The organism is Actinophytocola sp. (genome assembly GCF_035942955.1).
Lineage (GTDB): Bacteria > Actinomycetota > Actinomycetes > Mycobacteriales > Pseudonocardiaceae > DASYTH01.
On record NZ_DASZCQ010000285.1, the window covers coordinates 47,784 to 54,860 of the forward strand.

At 73.7% G+C, this 7,077-nt stretch carries 8 protein-coding genes; all 8 read left to right on the forward strand.

Features of this window, described 5'->3' with window-relative positions:
• The first annotated feature begins 33 nt into the window (after positions 1-33).
• On the forward strand, positions 34-1,401 hold the full coding sequence (locus tag VGX25_RS29060) for a PPE domain-containing protein (RefSeq protein WP_326921115.1): 1,368 nt from the start codon (positions 34-36) through the stop codon (positions 1,399-1,401).
• The gene (locus VGX25_RS29065; protein WP_326921116.1) at positions 1,398-2,213 is read left to right on the forward strand and encodes an ESX secretion-associated protein EspG; all 816 of its coding nucleotides are present in this window, start codon (positions 1,398-1,400) and stop codon (positions 2,211-2,213) included. The genes VGX25_RS29060 and VGX25_RS29065 overlap by 4 nt, the downstream gene beginning before the upstream one ends.
• A 49-nt stretch (positions 2,214-2,262) precedes the next feature.
• Positions 2,263-2,595: a sterol carrier family protein gene (locus VGX25_RS29070; protein WP_326921125.1), complete on the forward strand. Its 333-nt coding sequence runs from the start codon at positions 2,263-2,265 to the stop codon at positions 2,593-2,595.
• 99 nt (positions 2,596-2,694) lie between these two features.
• Positions 2,695-4,224: an amidophosphoribosyltransferase gene (purF, locus tag VGX25_RS29075; RefSeq protein WP_414636014.1), complete on the forward strand. Its 1,530-nt coding sequence runs from the start codon at positions 2,695-2,697 to the stop codon at positions 4,222-4,224.
• A gap of 18 nt (positions 4,225-4,242) precedes the next feature.
• Positions 4,243-5,316: a phosphoribosylformylglycinamidine cyclo-ligase gene (purM, locus tag VGX25_RS29080; protein ID WP_326921127.1), complete on the forward strand. Its 1,074-nt coding sequence runs from the start codon at positions 4,243-4,245 to the stop codon at positions 5,314-5,316.
• Positions 5,317-5,403: 87 nt separating this feature from the next.
• A complete protein-coding gene (locus tag VGX25_RS29085) occupies positions 5,404-5,913 on the forward strand; it encodes a SigE family RNA polymerase sigma factor (protein WP_326921117.1) in 510 nt (169 codons plus the stop codon).
• Positions 5,910-6,734 carry a hypothetical protein gene (locus VGX25_RS29090; protein ID WP_326921118.1) on the forward strand — a complete coding sequence of 275 codons (825 nt, stop codon included), beginning with the start codon at positions 5,910-5,912 and terminating at the stop codon, positions 6,732-6,734. Before VGX25_RS29085 ends, VGX25_RS29090 begins: the two co-directional genes overlap by 4 nt.
• Positions 6,735-6,750: 16 nt before the next feature.
• The coding region (gene arfB, locus VGX25_RS29095) for an alternative ribosome rescue aminoacyl-tRNA hydrolase ArfB (RefSeq protein WP_326921119.1) at positions 6,751-7,077 on the forward strand (327 nt) is incomplete at its 3' end.

The following is a 7,077-nucleotide window of genomic DNA, read 5'->3' on the forward strand; positions in this document are numbered from 1 at the left end:
CCAGGCTTCTCAACACAGAGGGAATTGATTCGCATGACCGGCGCACGGTGGCGAGGACACTCACACCCCGAGCTCTACGACATGATCCACTCTGGTCCGGGGCCGAACGCGTCCGACGCGCAGACGCAGTACTGGAAGGCCCTCACCGACGAGCTGGCCGAGGTCGACGCCGAGCTCAACAAGGCGCTCAGCAACCTGAAGGCCACCTGGGAGGGCTCGGCGGCGCAGAACGCCAACGACGGCATGACCCCGCTGCAGGCCTGGGCCGAGGACGCGCAGCACGGCTCGAACGTCATGGGCACGTCCAGCCAGTTCCAGGCCGACTACATCGCGACCGCGCGGGCCGAGATGCCCAAGCCGGTCCCGGTCACCACGCCCGAGCCGTCCGCCTGGCAGATGGCCACCGCCGCCGGCGCCGCGGTGCTGGGCAATGCGGGTCCGGCCGCCGCCGTGGCCGCGCAGGCCGTCGACCACGAGCGGCAGGAGGCGGCCCAGAGCGCGGCCGCCGACAAGGCCGTCGACACGATGAACACCTACGAGGCCAACAGCACCTGGAACCGCAACACGCTCGGTGAGTTCGTCCGCCCGCCGGACGTGGTGGTCTCCACCCCGCCGCCGGCCGGGATGGGCTCGGTGTCCGGCGGCGCGATCGGCGGCTGGATGGCCGGCAGCGGCACCTACACCGGCTCCGGCACCACCACCACGCGCGGCAGCTACACCTTCTCCGGTAGCGGTGGTGGGGGTGGTGGCGGTGGCGCCGCGCCGCCGCTGCCCGGTGGCACAGCCGGCGCCGGCGGTGGCGGCGGCTCGTCCTCGCCTCCGCCCGGCACCACGCCGTCCGGCTGGACGCCACCGCTGCCCGCACCCGCGCCCACGCCGACCCCGCCGCCGTCGACGCTTCCGCCCGGTGGCCACCCGACTCCCGGCCCCTACCCGATGCCGGCCCCGACGACGTCGCTGCCCGGCGGGGGCGGGTCGGGTCCGGGTGGCGGCAAGCCCGGCGGCAACCTGCCGACCGGTCCCCGCGGTGGCGCGCCCGGGCTGGGCGGTCTCGGCGGGCCCGAGGGTCGCGGCGGTGCCGGTGGGGCCGGTGGCCTCGGGGGTGGCCTCGGCGGCGCCGACCCGGACGGGGCCAGGCAGCTGGGCCGCGGTGCGGTCACCGGCATGGGTGTCGCGGGTGAGGGCGTGATCGGCCGGGGTGGTCCCGGCGGCGGCGCGTCCGGCGCCAGGGGCGGCGCGATGGGCGGCGGCCCGATGGGCATGGGCGCCGGCGCCCAGGGCGACGAGGACGAGGAGCACTTCTCCCCCGACTACCTGCTGGAGACCACCGACGTGTTCGGCGACGAGCGTCTGGTGTCTCCCGCGGTGATCGGCGAGGACCCGACCGACGAGGAGAAGTGACGGTCTTGGGTCTGGGGCCGGTCCGGGCCGAGCAGGAACCGATCTCGCTGTCGGCCCTCGAGTTCGATGTGCTCTGGGAGCACCTGCAGCTCGGCGCGATGCCGCTGGTGGTCAAGGTGCCCTCGCCCGGCAAGACGTTCGAGGAGCGGGCCGAGCTCGAGCAGCGGGCCTGGGCCGACCTGGAGAGTCGCGGCCTCGGCCGGCCGGTCGAGGTGCACCCGGAGATCGAGCGTCTGCTCCGGGTGCTGGCCCGGCCCGAGCGCGAGGTGGACGGCCGTGCCTACGTGGACGGCAGCCTCCGGCTGATCGTGGCCTCGGTCGGGGACGAGGCCGCGCTCGCCGTGCTCGGCACGGATCGGGTGACCCTCCGTGGCGTGTCCGCGAACGCCATGGCCTCGACCGCGGTCGGGATGCTGCCGGACCGGCCGGCTGGTCCCGGCCAGTCGGTGAGCCTGCGCAGCGAGGACTTCGAGGCGGCGGCGAACGGCGCCGGCGGGACCCAGGCGGGGTTCCGCGCCGCGCTGCTGGACCGCGGCGTGCGCGAGGACGACGCCGACGCGCTCACCGGCATGATCAACGACGTGCTCGGCACCGGCAACTTCGGCGCGGCGGCCCGCGACCGCCTCGGCCGGCGGCAGCGGGCCGACCGGGTGGTGTCGTTCTTCGACACCGAGGAGGGCCGCTACCTGCAGATCCGCCGGCCCGCCCAGGACGGCACGCTGTGGACCACGATCTCGCCGACCGACTCCCGCAAGCTCGTCGCGCACGTCGAGACGCTGCTCGGCGAGATCGTCAGGGCAACCGAGGAGTGAGGTGACGACGGGGCGGCGGCAGGTCGACCCGCACGAGCTTCGCGAGCGGATGGCCGAGGTGGCGCCCTGGCTGGCCGGCGGTGTCGAGCCCGACCGGGCCACCGTGGCCGCGGCCGTTCGGTTGAGCCTGCGCACCCTGGCTCAGCTCGCCCCTGGCAACACCGTGGAGGTGCGGGTGCCGCCGTTCGCCGCGGTGCAGTGCGTCCCCGGCCCGCGACACACCCGGGGCACCCCGCCCAACGTGATCGAGACCGACCCGCGCACCTGGCTGGAGCTGGCCAGCGGCGCCATCGCCTGGTCCGAGGCGCTGACCTCCGGCCGGGTCACCGCATCGGGCACCCGAGCCGATCTTGCCGCGCTCCTCCCGATCGTCCGGCTGTAACACGATGTGGGGCGACCCACCCCCGGACTAGTCCGAACGGGCGTGCCCAGGACCTACACTGCAGATACAGCCCGAACCCGTTCGCAGGGAGACGCTCCGGTGGCTATCGACCAGTTGCCAGCTGGATCCGAGACCGAGACCGAGCCCCGCGAGGAGTGTGGCGTCTTCGGTGTCTGGGCCCCCGGCGACGAGGTGTCCAAGCTTGCCTACTACGGCCTCTACGCGCTGCAGCATCGCGGGCAGGAGGCGGCCGGGATCTCGGTGTCCGACGGCCAGCAGATCGTGGTGTTCAAGGATCTCGGCCTGGTCAGCCAGGTGTTCGACGAGCAGGTGCTGTCGTCGCTGCGCGGGCACATCGCGGTCGGGCACTGCCGCTACTCCACGACCGGCTCCACCACATGGGAAAACGCCCAGCCGACGTTCCGCACGACCGCGACCGGGAGCGGACTTTCGTTGGGGCACAACGGAAATCTCGTGAACACGGCCGAGCTGCACGACCGGGCGAGAGCGGCTGGGATCGCCACGAACGGCGCGGGGCTGGCCGCCACGACCGACTCCGACCTGCTGTGCGGGCTGCTCGCCGCGACGGCCGCCGACCGGGGGATCGAGCAGGCCGCGATGGAGCTGCTGCCGACCGTGCGCGGCGCGTTCTGCCTGGTGTTCTCCGACGAGTCCACGCTGTACGCGGCGCGCGATCCGCACGGGGTGCACCCGCTGGTGCTCGGCCGGCTGGCCCGCGGGTGGGTGGTGGCCAGCGAGACGGCGGCGCTGGACATCGTGGGCGCGTCGTTCGTCCGCGAGGTCGAGCCGGGTGAGCTGCTGGCCATCGACGCCGAGGGGCTGCGCTCCTCCCGGTTCGCCAACCCCGAGCCCAAGGGCTGCATCTTCGAGTTCGTGTACCTGGCCCGGCCGGACACCACGATCAGCGGGCGGTCGGTGCACGCCACCCGGGTGGATATCGGCCGCCGGCTCGCGCGGGAGGCGCCGGCCGAGGCCGACCTGGTCATCCCGGTGCCGGAGTCGGGCACGCCGGCGGCGATCGGCTACGCGCAGGAGTCCGGGATCCCGTACGGCTCCGGGCTGGTGAAGAACCCGTACGTGGGGCGCACGTTCATCCAGCCCTCGCAGACCATCCGCCAGCTCGGCATCCGGCTCAAGCTCAACCCGCTGCGCGAGGTGATCAGGGGCAAGCGGCTGGTCGTCGTGGACGACTCGATCGTGCGCGGCAACACCCAGCGCGCGCTGGTGCGGATGCTGCGCGAGTCCGGCGCGGTCGAGGTGCACGTGCGGATCGCCTCGCCGCCGGTGCGCTGGCCGTGCTTCTATGGCATCGACTTCGCCTCCCGCGCCGAGCTGATCGCCAACGGGCTGGAGACCGACGGGGTGCGCCGCTCGATCGGCGCGGACTCGCTTGGCTACGTGTCGCTCGAGGGCCTGATCGCCGCCAGCGAACAGCCCCGCAGCCGGCTCTGCTCGGCCTGCTTCGACGGGGTGTACCCGATCCCGCTGCCGGAGCAGGCCAAGATCGGCAAGCACCTGCTCGAGGACCTGGAGCGGGGCATCAGCGGTTCGGCCACCCCGGTGCTGCCGGCAGGGTACGGTGCCGAGGAAGCACTGCAACGACCGTGACTGGGATCCATGACCGAGATCAGCCAGAGCACCCCGGCCACCTATGCCGACGCGGGGGTGAGCATCGAGGCCGGTGAACAGGCCGTCGAGCAACTCAAACCCTGGGCCGAGAAGGCGACGCGGCCGGAAGTCATCGCGGGGATCGGGGGCTTCGCCGGGCTGTTCAAGCTGCGCCTCGACCGGTGGAAGGAACCGATCATCGCCTCGTCCACCGACGGCGTGGGCACCAAGATCGCGGTGGCCCAGGCGCTGGACATCCACGACACGGTGGGCATCGACCTGGTCGCGATGGTGGTCGACGACCTCGTCGTGTGCGGGGCCGAGCCGCTGTTCCTGCAGGATTACATCGCGGCCGGCAAGGTGCTGCCGGACCGGATCGCCGCGGTGGTCAAGGGCATCTCGATCGGCTGCGTGCAGGCCGGCTGCGCGCTGCTCGGCGGCGAGACGGCCGAGCATCCCGGGCTGATGGCCGACGGCGCGTACGACCTGTCGGCCACCGGGATCGGTGTGGTCGAGGCGGACAAGGTGCTCGGGCCCGAGCGGGTGCGGCCCGGCGACGTGGTGATCGGCATGGGCTCGTCCGGCCTGCACTCCAACGGCTACTCGCTGGCCAGGCACGTGCTGCTGGAGATCGGCCGGATGCCGCTGTCCGGTCACGTCGAGGAGTTCGGCCGCACGCTCGGCGAGGAGCTGCTCGAGCCGACCAGGATCTACGCCAAGGACTGCCTCGCGCTCATCGCCGAGACCGAGGTGCGCGCGTTCGCCCACGTGACCGGCGGTGGGCTGGTGGCCAACCTGGCCAGGGTCGTCCCGCCCGGTGTGCGGGCGGTGCTGGACCGCGGGACGTGGACGCCGGCCCCGGTGTTCTCGATGATCGCCCAGCGCGGCCGGGTCGAGCGGGCCGAGATGGAGCGCACGTTCAACATGGGGGTCGGCATGGTGGCCGTGGTGGCGCCGGAGGACGTGGACCGGGCGCTCGCCGTGCTCACCGCGCGGCACGTGCCGGCCTGGGTGCTCGGCGAGGTCGCCCGGCTCGGCGACGACCCGGACGCCCCCGGGGTGGAGCTGCGCGGCAACCACCCGCGCTTCTGAGGATCTCGTCAAGAATCCGTCGGATATCCGGGCAACCCCGCCCTCGACCACCCCGTACCACCGAGTGACCGAGAGGACCATGGGTTCGTGCCTGACCGCGACGCGGAGTTCGGGGAGTTCCTGGACAGCCGGGCCGTCGTCATGCGCCGGACCGCCTACCTGCTGTGCGGGGGTGACTGGCATCGGGCGGAGGATCTCGTGCAGACCACGCTGACCAAGATCTACGTCGCGTGGCCGCGCCTGCGCCGCGGTGGCAACGTCGACGCGTACTCCCGCAAGGTCATGGTGCGCTCCGCCATCGACGAGTCCCGGCGGGCGTGGCGCCGGCGGGAGAGCGTGGTCGACGAGCTGCCCGAGGTCGCCGGCCCGCCGGCCGGGGTGGACGACGCGATCGACGTGCGTCGGGCGCTGGCCCGGCTGCCGGCCGGGCAGCGCGCCGTGGTGGTGCTGCGGTACTGGGAGGACCTGTCGGTCACCGAGACGGCGCAGGCGCTCGGCAAGAGCGAGGGCACGATCAAGAGCCAGGCGGCCAAGGGCCTGGCCACCCTGCGCCGGCTGCTGGCCGAGGATCGGGACGTGGTCGGGGACCAGACGTGAACGCGGACGCTGAGGACGTCAAGCGGCTGCTCGGCCGGGCGTTCGGGCCCGAGCCGCCGCTGAGGCTGGATCGCGACGAGGTGTTCCGGCGGGGGCAGCGCCGGGTGCGCGCCCGGCGCATCGCCGCGTCCGGGGGCGTGGCCGCGAGCGTGATCGCGGTGATGGTCGGCGCGGCGGCGCTGTCCGGACTGGGCGGCGCCGAGCCGGTCGTCCCCGCGGCGAGCCCGCCTCCGGCGACGGTGGCCACCAGCACGTTCACCACCGGCGCGCCGCCGAGCCCGAGCCTGCCGGTCAGCGCCTCCCCACGGACGTTCCAGCGCGGTGCAGAGCCGACCACCGACGACCGGGCCGCCGCCCTGACCAAGGAGTTGACCGGCGCCGGGGTGATCCCGGCCGGGTTCGAGATCATCCCGGTGCCGGCCGACGCCAAGCCGGCGCTGGTCTTCCGGCACTTCCGCGGCTCGTACCACCTGACCGCCGACCTTGTGGACCGCATGGGTGACGGCAGCATCCAGGTGCAGGTCAGCTACTCATGGCCGGACGAGCCGCTGCCCAGCTGCGCCGGCATCCAGGGCGAGCCGAGCTGCTACGTCGCCGAGCGGCCCGGTGCCCGGCTGTGGGTGCGCACGGACAAGCAGCCGTCCGGCTACATCACGTACCGGGTGGAGGCGGTCCGGGCGGACCGCACCCGGGTGTACGTGACCGCCAGCAACGTCGCCGCCCGTGGCACCGACGGCAAGCCGCCCACCCGGCCGTACCCGCCGGTGGAGCCCGCCGTGCTGGAGCGCATCGCGGCCCTGCCGGGTCTGTCGTTCTTCTGACCGGCATCCTGGAGACGTGACCGAGGAGCTCGCGGTGACCCGCTCGCTGGTGATCCCCGCCGGCGAGCTGCGGGAACGGTTCTCCCGGTCGTCCGGTCCCGGCGGGCAGGGCGTCAACACCGCCGACAGCCGGGTGGAGCTGTCGTTCGACGTGGCCCGCTCGCCGTCGGTGCCGGAGTGGCTGCGCGCCCGGCTGCTTGAGCGGCTGGCCGGCCGGCTGGTGGACGGCGTTCTGACGATCGCCGCCAGCGAGCACCGCGCCCAGCTGGCCAACCGGGCCGCGGCCAGGGAGCGTCTGGTCGCCGTGCTGCGCGCCGCCGCCGCGCCGCCACCCCCGCCGCGC

Bases quoted from the DNA above. Each gene is read 5' to 3' on its own strand.
- VGX25_RS29060 (WP_326921115.1), top strand. From the start codon at position 34: ATGACCGGCGCACGGTGGCGAGGACACTCACACCCCGAGCTCTACGAC.
- VGX25_RS29070 (WP_326921125.1), top strand. From the start codon at position 2,263: ATGGCCGAGGTGGCGCCCTGGCTGGCCGGCGGTGTCGAGCCCGACCGG.